This is a genomic window from Arthrobacter sp. Y81, from assembly GCF_002929335.1.
GTDB lineage: Bacteria > Actinomycetota > Actinomycetes > Actinomycetales > Micrococcaceae > Arthrobacter.
In genome coordinates, this window is record NZ_PJIL01000010.1 from 33,579 (window position 1) to 49,070 (window position 15,492).

At 66.9% G+C, this 15,492-nt stretch carries 13 protein-coding genes; 2 read left to right on the forward strand and 11 right to left on the reverse strand.

Going from position 1 to position 15,492, the window contains the following annotated elements; translation table 11 throughout:
- Window positions 1–220 precede the first annotated feature (220 nt).
- The 7 genes from CXQ91_RS14285 to CXQ91_RS14315 all read right to left on the reverse strand — a co-directional run bounded on the left by CXQ91_RS14285 (window position 221) and on the right by CXQ91_RS14315 (window position 7,874).
- On the reverse strand, window positions 221–973 hold the full coding sequence (locus CXQ91_RS14285) for a response regulator transcription factor (RefSeq protein WP_104174578.1): 753 nt from the start codon (window positions 971–973) through the stop codon (window positions 221–223).
- Window positions 970–2,295 carry a sensor histidine kinase gene (locus CXQ91_RS14290; RefSeq protein ID WP_104174579.1) on the reverse strand — a complete coding sequence of 442 codons (1,326 nt, stop codon included), beginning with the start codon at window positions 2,293–2,295 and terminating at the stop codon, window positions 970–972. The genes CXQ91_RS14285 and CXQ91_RS14290 overlap by 4 nt, the downstream gene beginning before the upstream one ends.
- Window positions 2,296–2,333: 38 nt before the next feature.
- Window positions 2,334–3,260 carry an ABC transporter permease gene (locus CXQ91_RS14295; protein ID WP_104174580.1) on the reverse strand — a complete coding sequence of 309 codons (927 nt, stop codon included), beginning with the start codon at window positions 3,258–3,260 and terminating at the stop codon, window positions 2,334–2,336.
- 3 nt (window positions 3,261–3,263) lie between these two features.
- Entirely contained in the window at window positions 3,264–4,208 is a 945-nt protein-coding gene (locus CXQ91_RS14300; RefSeq protein ID WP_104174581.1) for an ABC transporter ATP-binding protein, read from the reverse strand.
- Between the two features lie 169 nt (window positions 4,209–4,377).
- Complete coding sequence (locus CXQ91_RS14305) at window positions 4,378–5,877, reverse strand: bifunctional phosphatase PAP2/diacylglycerol kinase family protein (RefSeq protein ID WP_104174582.1); 1,500 nt, start codon at window positions 5,875–5,877, stop codon at window positions 4,378–4,380.
- Window positions 5,878–5,904: 27 nt separating this feature from the next.
- The gene (locus tag CXQ91_RS14310; protein ID WP_104174583.1) at window positions 5,905–7,107 is read right to left on the reverse strand and encodes an MFS transporter; all 1,203 of its coding nucleotides are present in this window, start codon (window positions 7,105–7,107) and stop codon (window positions 5,905–5,907) included.
- A complete protein-coding gene (locus tag CXQ91_RS14315) occupies window positions 7,104–7,874 on the reverse strand; it encodes a DeoR/GlpR family DNA-binding transcription regulator (RefSeq protein ID WP_104174584.1) in 771 nt (256 codons plus the stop codon). Before CXQ91_RS14315 ends, CXQ91_RS14310 begins: the two co-directional genes overlap by 4 nt.
- 69 nt (window positions 7,875–7,943) lie before the next feature.
- On the opposite strand from CXQ91_RS14315, the gene CXQ91_RS14320 reads away from it, so the two are divergent.
- Window positions 7,944–8,288 (forward strand): toxin-antitoxin system YwqK family antitoxin, encoded by a 345-nt coding sequence (locus tag CXQ91_RS14320; RefSeq protein ID WP_104174585.1) that lies wholly within the window; start codon window positions 7,944–7,946, stop codon window positions 8,286–8,288.
- 132 nt (window positions 8,289–8,420) lie between these two features.
- Here the strand turns inward: CXQ91_RS14320 and CXQ91_RS14325 are convergent, their stop codons facing one another.
- From CXQ91_RS14325 to CXQ91_RS14340, 4 genes are read right to left on the reverse strand one after another with little or no spacing between them, the layout of a single operon-like run.
- Window positions 8,421–10,103, reverse strand: a complete 1,683-nt coding sequence (locus CXQ91_RS14325) for an ABC-F family ATP-binding cassette domain-containing protein (protein ID WP_104174586.1) — start codon at window positions 10,101–10,103, stop codon at window positions 8,421–8,423.
- A 47-nt stretch (window positions 10,104–10,150) separates the two neighbouring features.
- A complete protein-coding gene (locus CXQ91_RS14330) occupies window positions 10,151–12,145 on the reverse strand; it encodes a penicillin-binding transpeptidase domain-containing protein (RefSeq protein WP_104174587.1) in 1,995 nt (664 codons plus the stop codon).
- A 54-nt stretch (window positions 12,146–12,199) separates the two neighbouring features.
- Window positions 12,200–12,856 (reverse strand): response regulator transcription factor, encoded by a 657-nt coding sequence (locus CXQ91_RS14335; protein WP_104174588.1) that lies wholly within the window; start codon window positions 12,854–12,856, stop codon window positions 12,200–12,202.
- Entirely contained in the window at window positions 12,853–14,139 is a 1,287-nt protein-coding gene (locus tag CXQ91_RS14340; RefSeq protein WP_104174589.1) for a sensor histidine kinase, read from the reverse strand. Before CXQ91_RS14340 ends, CXQ91_RS14335 begins: the two co-directional genes overlap by 4 nt.
- Window positions 14,140–14,344: 205 nt before the next feature.
- Here CXQ91_RS14340 and CXQ91_RS14345 point away from each other — a divergent pair, with 205 nt between their 5' ends.
- Window positions 14,345–15,460 carry an ABC transporter permease gene (locus CXQ91_RS14345; RefSeq protein ID WP_104174590.1) on the forward strand — a complete coding sequence of 372 codons (1,116 nt, stop codon included), beginning with the start codon at window positions 14,345–14,347 and terminating at the stop codon, window positions 15,458–15,460.
- The last annotated feature ends 32 nt before the right edge of the window (window positions 15,461–15,492 follow it).

Below are 15,492 nucleotides of genomic sequence, written 5' to 3' on the forward strand. Positions count from 1 at the left end.
GTCCTTAGTTGAGGGTGCGGGCCCCGGACAGGCACGGATCTCCGTGCGTCAGGCCACATTTCTTTCTCACCCTAGACCGGATGCCGGACGCCACATCTTGTGCAGTCGAACATATTAGGTGGCCACGAAACAGCGCTTCCCACAACGAAGAACAGCGCAAGGCAACAAAAGTATCCCTGAGGGCAATATGGAAATGTGCCCGAAATCTACTTCTGGGTAGTTAGTAGTCCGGATTGCTCGGGACCACCAGCCCTGTCTCGTAGGCATAAACAACTGCCTGCACCCTGTCCCGGAGATGGAGTTTGGCGAGGATCCTGCGCACGTGGGTTTTCACGGTTGCCTCGGACAGGAAGAACCTGTGGGCGATCTCGGCGTTGGACAGTCCCTCGGCCATGGCCTCCAGCATTTCCGTTTCGCGCGGTGTCAGCGCCTCCAGCAAAGGGTCCCTGTGCTGCTCGTCGCCGTTTGCATGCCGGCCCCGGCCCGCTGCCGGCGCGGAAGATCCCAGGCGTTGACCGGGCACGGCCGAGGGGTGGTCCCCGCGCACATAGGCTTCCAGCAGGCGGCGCGTGACGCGCGGGGCCACCACGGCGTCTCCGCTGGCCACCACCCGCACGGCATTCACCAGATCAGCCGGCGCCACATCCTTGAGCAAAAATGCCGAAGCACCGGCCTGCAGGCCGGCAAAGGCGTACTCGTCCAGGTCGAATGTGGTCAGGATGATCACCTTGGCGGCGGATCCTGAAGAGGTCACTGCCCGGGTTGCCTCGATTCCATCCAGGACCGGCATCCGCACATCCATCAGCACCACATCCGGGTTCATTTCCCTGACCTGCCGGATTGCTTCCGCCCCGTCGGACGCTTCCCCCACGATCCGAAGATCATCCTCGCCCTCGAGGATCAGCCGGAAGCCCATCCTCAGCAGCGGCTGGTCGTCCACCAGCACGACTTTGATCGGTGCATTGCCATTCATGATTTTCCTTGGTCCCCATTCCAATTCAGTACAGCCCTGACCCGCCATCCTCCGGCGGCCGGGCGTCCGGCTTCCACCGTACCGCCGTAGATTCCCGCCCGCTCGCGCATTCCGGTCAGGCCCTGGCCAGTCCCCAGCGGTTTGGCTCCGCCCACCGTTCCCGCTCCGCCCGTTCCCACCTGGCCCACAGTGCCCCGGCCGTCGTCGAGCACTTCAATGGTCACCGTGCCGTCAGCGCGCACCATGTTGACATCCACCCGGCTCAGGGCCCGGCCGTACCGGAGCACATTCGTCAGTGATTCCTGAACAATCCGGTAGACGGTCAGCTGGAACGCCGCGTCGTCAGGAAGTGCCGGCCCGGTGTGCGAGTAGTGCAGCGGCAATCCCGCCGTCCGGAATCCCTCCAGCAGTTTGGCAAGGCTGTTTCCTGCGCTCAGGGGCTGGCGCGGTGCCTGTCCGGCAGGCGATTCGTCGCGCAGGACGCCCAGCACGCGGCGCATGTCGGCCAAGGCCGTCCGTCCGGTCCGCGACAGTTCGGCCAGCACTACGGCGGCGCGGTCCGGGCTCTTCCTGACCACCACGGCCGCGCCGTCCGACAAGGTGACCATTACCGTCAGGGAGTGGGCAACGACGTCGTGCATTTCCCGCGCGATCCGGTTGCGTTCAGTGACCGAACCCAGCTCCGCCGTCCGGGCCGCCCATGCTGCGATTTCCTGTTCGTGTTCCCGGCGCTGCCTGACGGAGATGCCGATTCCGGTGGCGATGATGTTGGACAGCGTGATGGTGATGCCGGCAACGATTCCGAAGACAAGCTGCGAATTCTCCGGCGCTGCGGGACCCCCGTTGGGAAGCGCCCGTTCCAGCGGCCCCACAAGGGTGAGGAAGTACAGCAGTGATAACGGAGCGTTGGCCAATGCCAGCGCCGTGATGGAGAACCTGCGGGACCGCTGCACTGCCAACGCATAGAGGGCAAACCAGAGGCCGCCTGAAACATTGGAGCCCCAGGGGTGCAGGAGGGTGATGCCTACTTCGAGCACGGCCACTGCCGCCACAACGGCCACCGGATGGGACCGGCGGAACGAGAGCGCCACGGCGACGGCGGCAAGGAGCGCCGTCGCCGCCCAGCCGCCGTCGGCCACGGCGTCCACTGTGGTGGGCGTGACGAGGAGCAGGTAGCACAGCACCACCACGGCATCCATGGCCCGGGGGTGCCGGTGGAGGTACCGCCGGAGCCTGCCCCGGCGCCGGTCGGCGAGTTCGGCAAAGGACGCATCAACCTGAGTCAGGGCTGATGCGTCCTTTGCCGGCAGTTCTTCATGCATGCGTTGAGCCTAGACGGCCCTTCCGCTGCCGGACCTGCTCATACGTCGCGCTTTTTCAGTAGGATCATGGCGAGCACTGCAGGAACGACCACCCAAGCGCCGAGCACCAAGGCCGCCTGCCACGCCTCAAGGGACCCGTCCACATGGTTTACGGCCGTCAGGGGGTCAACGGTGTTGCCGGGGAGGTACTTGCGGGCTTCCTCGAAGAATTCGCCGGGAATCAGCTGGAAGGCGATCGGAACCACGAAGAAGAGACCCACCAGGCTCATGATCCCGCCGGCGGAATTCCGGATGATGCTGCCCAGGGACATGCCGATGGTAGCCACAGCGGCCACGTAGAGGCTGTTGACGATCAGGAGTTTGACGGACTGCGAACTGGCCAGGTCCAGGCCAAGGTCGTAGTTGTCCAGGATCGGGACGGATATCAGCCCGGCCAGCAGGGTCGAGACGCCTGTGAGGGCGAAGGACACGACACCAACCACGAGGAATTTCGCCACGAAGGCTGGGATCCTCTTGGGCACGGCCGCAAACGTGGAACGCGCCATCCCGGTGGTGAACTCGGAGCTCATCAGCAGCACGCCGAGGGACCCCAGGATCAGCTGGGCGAAGACGACACCGGAAGTGGGCGCAGTCACCGCAATATCGCCGCCCTGGGCGGCCATCTGGGCAGCCGCTGCCGGATCCGACGCCATCTGCTCGCGGAACTGGCCCGTCGACCAGGCCGCCAGGGCACCGAAGCCGACCATCACCAACATGGTGGAACCGAGCAGGATGAGCGTCGAGAGCAGGGTCCGGAACTTGATGAATTCCGAGTTCAGCACACGCAGGAAACTGGGACCGGGGCCCGGTGACGCCGGACGGCCGGCCGGAAGGGAAGCCTGCCCTGCGGGCGTCCCGGCTTGAGGCTGGCTGCCGGACTGGGCCCGGCGGCCTGAGGGGTTGGGTTCCAAAGTGGTTGAGCTCATGGCTTAGTTGCCTCCGGTCTGGGCGGGAACGGGGGCTCCCGTGGTGATCAGCGAGTGGTATTCGACCTCATCCTTGGTCAGCTCCATGTAGGCCTCTTCGAGGCTGGCCTGGAGCGGGGTGAGTTCGTAGATCATGACGTGGTTGTCCAGGGCGGCGCGTGCGATCTGGCGGGGATCCAGCCCCTTGACCTCCAGCAGTTCCTGATCCTGGGCCTCCACCGAAACTCCCGCGCCGGCGAGGAGGCGCATGAGCTGGTCGGGCTGGTCGGTGCGGACCCGCGTGCGGCTAGCGCCCTTGCCGTTGATGATGTCCCTGATGGGGGCGTCGGCAATGATTTTTCCGCGGCCGATCACAATCAGGTGGTCCGCCGTCACGGCCATTTCGCTCATCAGGTGGCTGGACAGGAAGACGGTCCGCCCTTCAGAGGCGAGGTACTTCACCAGGTTGCGGACCCACACCACCCCCTCCGGGTCCAGCCCGTTGACCGGCTCGTCCAGGATGATGGTCTGCGGATCCCCCAGCAGTGCCGCGGCGATGCCCAGCCGCTGGCCCATGCCCAGCGAAAAGCCCTTGACCTTCTTTTTGGCGACCTCGCCCAGTCCGGTCATTTCGATGACCTCGGTGACGCGCTTCTTGGGAATGCTGTGGGTGGCGGCCATGGCCAGGAGGTGGTTGTAGGCCGAACGGCCCGTATGGACTGCCTTGGCGTCCAGCAGGGCACCGATTTCCCGCAACGGGGCGGCGTGCTTGGCGAATGGGACACCGTTGACGGTGACCGAGCCCGACGTCGGGGTGTCCAGTCCCATGATCATTCTCATGGTGGTGGATTTGCCGGCTCCGTTGGGGCCAAGGAAGCCGGTGACCTGGCCTGCCTGGACCGTGAAATTGACTCCGCCGACGGCGGTTTTGTCGCCGTAGACCTTGGACAGGCCTTTTGCTTCAATCATGGAAGCGTTCCTTTGCGTAGCTGTGGATGCGGTGACGGCTTCTGCTCGCCGCAGATCCGTTCGTACCACCCACGCTACAGACGCAAGCCTCCGATTTCGCCGGTCTCAGGGATGATTCAGGGTGCAGTCAGGGTAGTCCCAAGGGATGACCCCGCCCCGTTCCGCCTGCCTACTCCGGCTGGGGCGAGTAGTAGGTCAGCGCCCTGGGCAGCACGGAGAATTCGACGCGGCGCACGCCGGGCATGGCTTCACCGTCCACGGCCAGGGCCATGGGCGATCCCGCTGCCTCCACTGTCACCGACGTAGTTTCGCTCAGGTGCGTGATCCGGGACGTGGCCACAGTGCCCGTCAGGACGGACCACAGCAGCCGGATCCGCGCAAACGACTCGTCGGCAGTGATCATCCGGAGGTCCAGGACGCCGTCGTCCATCACCGGCCGCACCAGCGGGGCATGGTCCCGGGGGTAGTAGCGGCCACGGCCAACGTAAAGGATCCATAGCTTGTGGCGGACGCCGTTCACAATCATGGTGGTCGGGGTTCCGGAAGCGAAGGTCCGGAACATGGCCGCGACTCCGGCAAGCGGTTTGCCGAGGGCCGGCTGAAGCTGTTCCCGCCGGCGGACCAGGTTGGGATACAGGCCGATGCTGGCCGTGTTGAGCATGATCCGTTCCAGCTTTTCGGGACTTCCCGCGAGGCCCCGTTCGAGCCGGACATGCCCGACGTCGGCGCGGGCCGCCGCCCCGTTGGACGCCGCCCGCACGGCATCCTCGAGGGAGGATGTTCCGGCGTCACGGGCAAAGTGGTTCAGTGTTCCGCCGGGAAGGACCAACAAAGGAAGGGAGAGTTCGACGGCGACAGCCGCCGCCGTCCCCACCGTTCCGTCCCCGCCCCACACGCCGAGCGCCGTCACACCGGGCCGGGCAGCAGCCGCCTCGATCTCGGCGGCGATGTCGCCTTCTTTACCGATCTCCTGTATATGCGCCAACGGGAATACATCCTGCAGCGCCTTCAAGGTTTCCGGCGCATAGGACCCGCCCAGGGTGTTGACCGCGATGCTGAGGCCCTCGCCGCCGGGTAGCTTTGCGGCCTCGGCACCGGAGCGGCTGGTCTCCGGGAAGGGCGGGCGGACGGGCCACCACTTGCGGGTAATCATGGCTGCACCGGCGCCTATGGCGGACCCGAACAGCACATCCGAGGGCCAGTGGGCGCCGGTGTGCACACGGGAATACGCAACACCGGCCGCAAGGGGCGCCAGGGCTGCGCCGATGGCTGGCTGAACCAGCCCGACGCCCACGGCAAAGGCAGCCGCGGACGCCGAGTGGCCTGACGGCATTGAGGAACTGGTGGGTTGCGGGTTGACGAACCTGAACACGGGAAGATGCTCGGGCAGCGGCCGGGCACGCGGAAGGAGTGTCTTGAACACCACGTTGGTGACCGCCGACGCCACGCCCTGGGCAATCAGCCCGTGCAGCGCCGCGCGCCGCGGTTTGCCGGGGATGAGGGCCAGGCCTCCGGCCACCGCGAACCAGAGCTTTCCGTGGTTGGCGGACGCCGAGAGCCGCCTGAACAGCACGTCATGGTTGCCGCCGGGTAGGCCGGACACGGCCTTGAGTAACATCCGGTCCAGCCCGGCGACCAGGCCCGGGCCCTTCCTCAGCATGCTTCGCATTTTCCCACCCTACCGCCGTGGAGCCGCCTATTCGTTGCGGAGCGGCGCGCCCGGCAGCGGCTTCGCGGCTCCGGCAAGGAGGAGCGCCACGAGGATGGGCGCCATGATCGCGAGCAGGGCCAGGTGGATGCCGGTGAGGTCACCCAGGTATCCGAGGAGCGGCGGCCCTGCCAGGAAGGAGATGTATCCCAGCGTGGATACCACCGACACCCGGGCGGCGGCCTTTTTTGGATCGTCGGCAGCGGCGGACATGCCCATCGGGAAGGCCAACGCGGCCCCGATTCCCCAGAGCGCGGCCCCGGCCGTGGCCAGCCAGATGTTGCCCGCAAGGACAAAGAGACCCAGGCCCGCAGCGGCGGCGGCCATGCTGGCGCGGAGCACGGCAACACGTCCGTACTTGTCGATGACGAACCCGCCGCAGAACCGCATCGCCGTCATGGCGAGGACAAAGACGGCAAACATCAGTGCGCCGGTGGATTCGCTGGTGCCGAGGCCGTCCACTGAGGCCTTGGCGATCCAGTCATTTCCGGCGCCCTCGGTGAGGGTGGCCCCGAGGACCACCACGCCGATCAGCAGCGTGCGGCTGTCCCGCCAGGCGGACTGCCCCTTCGGTGCCGCGGTTTCCGGGTCAGAGTGCACCTCGGCGGCGATGTGTGGCAGGAAGTAGCGGGGCGCCACCATGGTCAGCACGGCCACTATGGCAGCAATGACCAGCAGGTGGGCCGGGAGTCCGACGCCAAGACCGGAGAGGCCGGCGCCGATCAGGGCGCCCACGAAGGCGCCGCCGCTGAAGGCCGCGTGGAACTGCGGCATGATGGTGCGCTTAAGCCGGTGTTCGACGTCGGCTCCTTCAATGTTCTGGGAAACGTCCCACAGACCGATGCCGATACCGAAGAAGAACAGCGCCACCGCCGTCCCGGGCACGGATTCGGCCGTCAGCGAGAGGGCGATGCCCGCGCCAGCCACAGCAGCCAGAAGACCGCTGGCGCGTACAGCGTTGGCCGTTCCGATCCTTCCCACTACCCACCCGGCCGTGGGAAGGGCGATCAACGAGCCGACGGCCGTGCAGAGGAGCAGCGTTCCCATCTGTCCGGAGGTCACGTGCAGAATTTCGGTGACAGCGGGGATGCGGGCGGCCCAGCTGGCAAACACCAGGCCATTGATCCCGAAAATCAGGAACGTCGCGGCGGCCGCGGCATTCAGTTTCTGGCTGGAGACGGCGATGCTCATACGTTCACTACTTTCACTGAGTGTTTTCCAAGTTGTGTGAGTTCCTGCGGGCTGAATGTCCTGTCCGTCACGATGACATCGACCGCGTCAAGGGCTGCCACGAGCGCCACGGCGGCTGCGTTCCATTTGGAGCCGGCGCAGGCGGCGATCACCCGGCCGGCGGATTCCAAGCCGGCGCGCTTAACGGCGGCATCGTCGAGGTCGTGCGCCAGCAGTCCGTCTTTGAAGGTCACCGCGCAGGGTGTCACCACGGCAGTGTCGAAGCGGAGGGAACGGATGTTGGCCTCGGCCAGCGGCCCGCGGAAGCACAGTTCGCCCGGGATCAGGCTTCCGCCCGGCACCAGGAGGGTGGGCCGGTACCCGGCGTGGCTTTCCGCCGTCAACACATTGAGGGCGCGCAGCGACATGGGCATGAGGGTCAGCTCGCGCTGCCGCAGCTGGCGGGCGATCTCGGTCGCAGTGGTGCCGCTGTCCAGCCAGACGTGCTCCCGGTCCCGCAGCAGTCCTGCCACGCCGGCGGCGATCCGGGCCTTGGCGTCCTGCCCCTCCAGCTCCCGCTGTCCGTACCCGGGATTCTCACCCCGGAGCACCAGGCTCTTGGCTCCGCCGTGCACCCGGCGGAGGACGCCGTTGCCGGCCAGGGTATCCAGGTCGCGCCGGATGGTGGCACCGGAAGCTCCGCACTCCGCCATCAGCTCGTCAACGGTCACCTCTTCGCGGCTCCGCAGCAGTTCACCGATCAACCGGTGCCGCTCTTCAGTCCTCATGTTCAGATGCTAACGGAACATGATCATTTAGTCAGAACCGTGAGCGTTTGGACGGCGTAGTGTTTCCCTATGGCTGAGGAACTCTTCAAGGACGGCAAACTTTCAGGAGCCGGGGACTACCTCGACGGCGAACGCGAGGGCCGCTGGCTCTTCTATTACCGGAACGGGCAGCTGAAGGCTGATGCCGGCTACCGCCGCGGTGAACTGGACGGAGACTGCGTCTGGTACCGCGAAGGGGGCGGACTGCTCCAGAAGGGGGCGTTCCGTGAGGGGCAGCAGGACGGTTTCTGGCAGCGGTGGCACAGCACCGGGAACCTCATGGATGAAGGAACGTACGACGCCGGCCGCAAAGTGGGCGAATGGGTCACCTACGCGCCCGACGGCGCGGAGACCAAGCGCAAGACCTTCAAATAATCCGACGCTCTCTCACTTCCTGCAACTAATCCCCCAACCGTCTCTCACTTCCTGCAGGAAAAACACGAACGCTCGCTCACCAAGTGAGCGAGCGTCGGCACAAAACGTGCAGGAAGTGCGAGAGCGTCCCGCTTAGCGGGCGCGCTGCACGCGCTTCTCGTCCCAGACAGGCTCGGCGGATTCGTACACCCTGCCGTCCGAACCGAACACCATGAAGCGGTCGAAGGTCCGGGCGAACCAGCGGTCGTGCGTCACGGCCAGGACGGTTCCCTCGAAGTGGTCGATGGCGCGTTCGAGCGCCTCGGCCGAGTGCAGGTCCAGGTTGTCGGTCGGCTCGTCGAGGAGCAATAGTGTGGCGCCGGAGAGCTGGAGCAGCAGGATCTGGAACCGGGCCTGCTGCCCGCCGGACAGGGACTCGTACTTCTGCTCCGACTGTGAGGCCAGGCCGTAGCCGTCCAGGGCGCCGGCGGCAGCCTCGCGGCCCAGGCCTGAGCGGTGCTCGTCGCCGCGGTGCAGGATCTCCAGCAGCGTCTTGCCGAGGAGGTCCGGGCGGACATGCGTCTGCGCGAAGAAGCCGGGACGGATCCGGGCGCCGAGTTTTACGGTGCCTTCGTGGGGCACTTCGGCGATGTCGACGTCGGACACCGGCAGGTGCTCACGCTCCGGGTCGGTGCCGCCGGTGGCGAGCAGCCGCAGGAAGTGGCTCTTGCCGGAGCCGTTGGAGCCGAGCACGCCGACGCGGTCGCCGAACCACACTTCGGTGGAGAACGGCTTCATCAGTCCGGTCAGTTCCAGCTTTTCGGCCACGATGGCCCGCTTGGCAGTCCGGCCGCCCTTGAGCCGCATCCGCACGTTCTGCTCGATCGGCAGCGCCTCCGGCGGCCCGGCTTCGAGGAACTTCGCCAGCCGGGTCTGGGCGGCGTGGTACCGGTTCGCCATGTCGGAGCGGAACGCGGCCTTGTTCTTGTACATGTTGACGAGTTCCTTGAGCTTCACGTGCTCCTCGTCCCAGCGCTTGCGCAACTCCTCGAAGCGGGCATTGCGGTCTGCACGCGCCTCGACATAGGAGCCGAAGCCGCCGCCGTGGACCCACGCGCCCGCACCGTTGATGCCCGGTTCGAGGGTGACGATGCGGCCGGCCGCGTTGTTGAGCAGCTCGCGGTCGTGGCTGATGAAGAACACGGTCTTCTTGGACTCGTTGAGCTTGCCCTCGAGCCAGCGCTTGCCTGGCACATCGAGGTAGTTGTCCGGTTCGTCCAGGAGCAGGAGCTCGTCCGGGCCGGCGAAGAGCGCCTCCAGTACCAGCCGCTTCTGCTCGCCGCCGGAAAGGCTCGACGCCGGGCGGTGCTGCGCGCGGTCGAACGGCAGTCCCAGCGCGGCCATGCAGACCACGTCCCAGACGGTCTCGACGTCGTAGCCTCCTGCGTCTCCCCAGTCCACGATTGCCTGGGCAAACTGCATCTGGGTGGGCTCGTCGTCGTGCTCCATCATGGCCATCTCGGCCTCGTCAACGGCGCGGGCAGCGGCGGCCAGGGCGGGCGGGGCAGCCGAAACGAGCAGGTCGCGCACGGTGGAGTCGTCCCGGACCTGTCCGACGAACTGGCGCATGATGCCCATGTTGCCGGAGCGTCCAATCACGCCTTCGTCCGCGATGAGGTCGCCGGAGATGATCCGGAACAGCGTCGTTTTGCCGGTTCCGTTGGGCCCGATCAGCGCGGTTTTGGTCCCGTCCGGGACCTTGAAGGTCACGCCGTTGAGCAGCTGGGTGCCGTCGGACAGGAAGTAATCGATATTGGAAACGTCAATATGAGCCACGCTTCCATCCTCCCACGGCCACCCCGCCGGAGCTTTTGAAGGGCGTGCTACCCCGCTGAGACCAGGAAGTCCTTGAGCAGCGGACCTGAGGTGGTGGCGCCAAGGCCGCCTTCCTCGACGAACACGGCAACGGCGAGGTCGCCGTGGACGGCCACAATCCAGGCGTGCGTCTTCGGCGGGTTTTCATTGCCGAATTCGGCGGTGCCTGTCTTGGCGCCGACGGGTTCCCCCGGCACGGAAGAGAGGAATCCAGCGTGGCCCGACGTCACCACTGCACGCATCATGTCGGCCAGGGCGGCAGCCTCCGCCGCCGTAACCGGCTTGTCCGCGGCTTTCGCGGGCGCAGGTGCGGTGGAGGTCAACGACGGCGACGCTCCCTCCGCCGTCGGGGTTCCGGCGCCGTCCGTGCCTGCCGTGCCGGCGCCTGCTTCAGCGTTGAGCACGAGGGTGGGCGAGACGGGGGAGCCCTTTGCTACGGATCCGGCCATGACGGCGGCTGCCAGCGGGGAGAGGAGCACCTTGCCTTGCCCGATCATGGATGCGGCATGCTCGGTGCCTTCGGCCTCGCCGGGGACGGAGCCAAGGAAGGCATCGGCCCCCAGGCCGGGCGCCTCAACGGCAACGCCCAGGGAAGTGGCGGCGGACTCCAGCTGGGCCTGGCTGACTGAATCCCGGGCTGAGATGAACGCGGTGTTGCAGGAGTGGGCAAACGCGTCGCGCAGGGTGACGGACCCAAGGGAGTCTGCCGGATAGCCTTCGGCGTTCTTGAACGTGCGGCCGTCCACCGTGAGCGTGGGCGTGCACTCAACCTTGGAGTCCGGGGTCATGCCGTTGCGGATCATGGCGAGTGAATCCACCATCTTGAACGTTGAGCCCGGGGCGTACTGGCCCAGCATTGCGGTGTTATAGCCGTTGCTGCCCGGTCCTGACGCTGCGGCCAGCACCGCGCCGCTGGAGGGACGCAGGGCCACGATGGCGGAGGCCGGACCCACATCGGCAAGGACGTCTTCTGCGAGCTGCTGAAGATTCGGATCCAGTGTGGTCTTCACGGGCGTCCCCGGCTTGATCTCAACCTGGAACAGGAGCCGGCGGCCCTCGTTGGGCAGCGCCTGCTTCTCCTCAGCGGTGAGGCCGGCCTTTTCGGCGAAGACCTGGACTCCATCGGTGCCACGGAGTTGCGCGTCGTATTGCTGCTGAAGCCCGCCGGTGCCGGTGGTGTCCCCGGCCTTAAGGGTCCCGCCGGACTTTTCAATCTGTTCGGCGTTCGCCTCGGCCGCAGTGCCCAGGAGGGCGCGGGCGAAGGTGCGGGAGGGTGCCAGCGGCAGGGAGTCGCGGATGGAACGGGCGCCGGGAATCTCGGCGATCTGCGCGTCCGTGACGGTCCGGCCGTCCTCGCGCAGGGTGATGGCGGCGACGAAGGCCTCGGCCCCGGCCGCCTGGACCTGCTGGGTGTAGGCGGCGGGATCAACTCCCACAAGCTGGGCAAGTTTGGTGGCGGACGCAGCCGGATCGGCGGAACCCAGCTGGGGCTTGTCGATGCCGACGTTCACTACCGGCCGGTACGTGACGAGTTTCGCGTCACCGGCGCCCAGGATCTCGGCCCGCTGCGGCGAGTGTACGGCCGCGCTCAGGACTTCGCCGTCCGCCAGTTCGGGGACCAGCATGTCCGGCTTCCACACGGTCAGCCACTTGTCGCCGGACTTCTTCAGTTCGGCGGAAACGGTGTACTTCCAGTCATCGGAGCCGACCTTCCAGCTGTAGTTCAGCGGGACCGTTGCGGTGTCCTTCTCCAGTTTCACCTCGCCGCTTTCAACAGCCGGCTTGGCAGGCTCGAGCGCCTGGAACACCTCTTTCAGCTGTTCGTTGGCGGCGGCGGCGTCCTTGCCGTCAAAGGCAACGGAGCCTACATCCAGCGCCGTCACTGCGGCAGCGAGCTGCTTCGCGGCGTCCTGCGCGCCGGCACGGCCGTCATCGCAGGCCACCAGCGATCCGCCAATTATGAGTCCGACAAGGGCAAGCGAAAGTTTCTGAAAGTTCCCCACCGCGCCATTATGCCCGTTGGCGCGGACAAAGTTCTTGTCACAGCGTTGCTGCGCTCAGGCGGGGCGGATGATCCGGCGCTGCGTGGCGACCGAAATGGCCGCCGTGCGGTTGTCCACGCCCAGCTTGCCGTAGATGTGCACAAGATGGGTCTTGACAGTTGCCTCCGAAATGAACAACTGTCGGGCGATGGCACGGTTCGGCAGTCCCGTGGCCAGCAGCTGCAGCAGCTCGATCTCCCGGCCGGACAGTGCCGGTTCGGGATTCCGGATCCTGCCCATCAGCCGGGCGGCCACCTCGGGTGCCAGTGCCGTGTGGCCTGACGCCGCCATCAGCACGGCCTGCCGGATGTGCTCGGGCGGTGCGTCCTTGAGCATGTAGCCGCTGGCGCCGGCTTCGACGGCGGCGAGGATGTCGGCGTCGGAATCGTAGGTGGTGAGGATCAGCACCGGCGGCGCGGGGGTGCCTGCCGCACCGGCCTTGATCTTTTCCGTGGCCGTGACGCCGTCCATGCCGGCACCCATTTGCAGGTCCATGAGCACCACGTCCACGGGCTCACCGAGGGTGCGGAGCCTGGAAAGCTGGGCCAGTGCCGCGGCACCGTCGGCGGCTTCTGCTGCCACGGTGATGCCCTCGAAGTCGCTGAGCATGGCGCGGAGCCCGGCACGGACCACCGGGTGGTCGTCCACCAGCAGGATGCGGATTGCGGTCACTGTGGTTCCTCCGACGCCGCGGCAGCGTCCGCCAGCGGGAGCCGGATGGCCACCACGGTTCCCTCGCCCGGCGCGGACTCGATGGCGAGCGTTCCGGCCAGCGCCGTCACGCGTTCCCGCAGGGACCTGAGGCCGTACCCGGAGCCGTCTTTTCGCTGCGGATGGTCCGCGGACGCCGCCGCCTCCGGACGGAACCCGACGCCGTCGTCGTAGATGTCCAGGGCCACTTCGGTCCCCATGAAGGACAGGGTGACGACGGCGGTGCTTGCCTTCGCATGCACCCACACATTCGCGAGGCTCGCCTGCGCCGCGCGCAGCAGGGTAGTGGAGTACGGGTTGGACAGCTCAACGGGGGCACCTTCGACGTCGAAGCGGCAGCGGAGCCCTGCCCCGCGGGCCGCCGCCTCTGCCTCGGTCTTTTCGCAGAGTCGGCGGAGGCTGCTTGCCAGGGACATCTGCTCGAGCGCCGGGGATTGCAGTCCGCGGACAAAGTTGCGCGCCTCGGCGAGGTTCGCGGACGCCGTCTCCTGCACCGTGCGGAGCCGCTCGCGCGCGGTTGCCGTGTCACCGGCCTCGAGCGCCTTCTCGGCCGAGCGGCCCATCAGCACAATGCTGGAGAAGCCCTGGGCAAGGGTGTCATGTATTTCGCGGGCCAGCCGTGCCCGCTCGGTCAGTGTCCCGGCATCGTGCTGGCTGCGGGCGAGCTCGCCGCGCGTCCGGCGCAATTCCTCGGCTGCAAGCCGCTGGTTCTCCGCTTCGAGATAGAGCGCCCGGTACGCGAGGCCCGTAACCACGGCAAAGGCTGCACCGAACACCGGACCCAGCACCATCGGCAGTTCCAGGCCCGGGCCCGCGGCACCCGTGTTGTGGAACCAGAGCGCCACCACAACCAGCACGGTGGACGCCGCAATGACCGGCAGGGCCACCCGTCGGGGCAGGACGTGCAGCTGCAGGAAGAAGAGCGGGAAGGCCAGCCAGACGAAGTCCGCACTGGCCCAGATGAGCACCAGCCACAGAACTGAGACCGCGCCGAGCCACCATCGGGCATAACGCCTCGGATCAAAACGGCCAGTGTCCGTGGAGTGGCGTTTCTCGAGAACAGTCCCGATGAGGTAAACGGCCGCGAGCAGCAGCGCAAGGGCCACCGTAATCCAGCCGGACGGCGCCGGACCGGACAGCAGAACGCGCGCCATGGCCACCAGAAGCAGGACGGCGAAGCCCACGTGGAGGCTGATCCTCAGTAGCCGCAGGATTATCGCGGAACCGCTGGGCTCACCCTGCATCAACACGTGCCTCGCATCAATCCAGCCTATCCCCCGGCGCCCCGTTCTTCGGGCGAAAGGTGGGGGGCCGGACGGCAAATCAACCGTTTGGTTGACCCGCGTCCCCACCCGTTGTCTCCAGGCGGCCAACCGGCCTGCCGATGTGCGGTGCCGCGGGCGGCGGAAGACTGAAAACAAGCCACCAACCCGCCACGAAAGGAACCCCGTGTTTCTCGCTATTCGCGATCTCCGCTTTGCCAAAGGCCGCTTTGCCCTGATGGCTGCCGTGATCGCCCTGATCACCTTCCTGCTCGTGATGCTCTCGGGACTGACCGCCGGGCTGGGAAACCAGTCGACGTCGGCGATCGCCGGGCTCCGCGCCGACCAGGTGGTGTTCGGCGCCCCCGCGGGGACTCCCGCGAAGGAATCGTTCACGGAGTCGGAAGTGACCCGGGAACAACTGGCTGCCTGGTCCGGCCGGGACGGCGTTTCCGGGGTTGAGGCGCTTGGCATCAGCCAGGTCCGCGCGAAGGCGGTTGGGTCAGCCGGAGGAGCCCCCGGCGGCACCGCCAACGTGGCCGTCTTTGGCAGCGGCAACGGCCTGCCTGCGGACCCGCCCGGCGGTCTGCTGCCTGCCCATGCGGCCGACGGAACGGTTGTGGTGGGCGAAACCCTGGCCGAAGACCTGCATCTCGGACCCGGCAGCCTCCTGGCGGTGGGCGGCATCGAGCTCACCGTTGCCCGGGTCGTCCCGGACCAGTGGTATTCACACACCGGCGTCGTCTGGACGTCGTTGGACGACTGGCGGCAACTGGCCCGCACGGGCAACGGGTCCGTCGGCACTGTGCTGGCTGTGACATTCGACGCCGGCGCACCGGTGGACGTGGAGGCCGCGAATGCTGCAGCGGGGACAGTCAGCGCCACCCGTGAAGGTTCCTTTCAGGCGCTCGGTTCCTTCAAGAGCGAAAACGGATCGCTGGTGCTGATGCAGGCGTTCCTGTACGGAATCTCGGCACTCGTCATCGTCGCGTTCCTGACGGTGTGGACCGTGCAGCGGACCCGGGACATCGCCGTCGTCAAGGCGATGGGCGGCTCATCCGGCTATGTCCTGCGGGATGCGATGGTGCAGGCCGTCATCGTGCTGGCCGCCGGAACCCTCGCCGGAGGCGGAATGGGCCTGCTCGGCGGATTCGTTGCCGCGCAGGCCGCTCCGTTCCTGGTCACACCGGCAACCACACTCCTGCCGGTCGCCGGCATCCTGCTCCTGGGCCTGGCAGGAGCAGCTGCGGCCGTCCGCGGCGTCACGCGGGTGGACCCCCTGCTCGCCCTCGGTGGCAACTGAATCCCTCCTGAACACCTTATACATTCCTCGAA